This window comes from Vibrio sp. OPT46 (genome assembly GCF_015163535.1).
GTDB lineage: Bacteria > Pseudomonadota > Gammaproteobacteria > Enterobacterales > Vibrionaceae > Vibrio > Vibrio alginolyticus.
In genome coordinates, this window is record NZ_JADDYG010000397.1 from 20793 (window position 1) to 21414 (window position 622).

Here is a 622-nt window from a genome sequence, read left to right on the forward strand (position 1 = left end):
TGGCGCACGTTCTAAGCGTGAAATGTTCTACGTAGAAGATTTCGATATGCTACAAGCTGAGAATGACAACTTCGTATGGCACTGTGCACTGTCTGATCCACTTCCAGAAGATAACTGGGATGGTTACACTGGCTTTATTCACAACGTTCTTTACGAGAACTACCTACGTGATCACGAAGCGCCAGAAGACTGTGAATACTACATGTGTGGTCCACCTATGATGAACGCTGCTGTAATCGGCATGCTAAAAGATCTAGGTGTAGAGGATGAAAACATCCTACTAGATGACTTCGGTGGTTAATTCCTCCAAGTGATTGAATCTATGGCTAGCTCTCCAAGAGAGCTAGCCATTATTTTTTATAGACATAAAACTGATACTCAACAGTTGATATAGGTAATCGGATTGAAAGGATTGATCCTATTTCCCATATCAATTCAACAACATTGGGAGTTAACAAGTGAAAAAGTGGCTTGTTGCATTTGCTTCTCTATTGATTTTGGCTGGCTGTGAGCAGCCTGCAGAGCAAATTCATTTAAGTGGCCCTACCATGGGGACTTCTTACAACATCAAGTATATCGAGCAAGATGGTATTCCAACGCCAAAAGCGATGCAGACAGAAAT

The 622-nt window shown here is 41.8% G+C and carries 2 pseudogenes; both read left to right on the forward strand.

Annotation, left to right across the window (positions count from 1 at the left end):
• Nucleotides 1-301 (forward strand): annotated as a pseudogene (locus tag IQR33_RS18195) (NADH:ubiquinone reductase (Na(+)-transporting) subunit F); the annotation flags it as partial.
• A gap of 157 nt (nucleotides 302-458) precedes the next feature.
• Nucleotides 459-622, forward strand: a pseudogene (locus IQR33_RS18200) (FAD:protein FMN transferase ApbE); the annotation flags it as partial.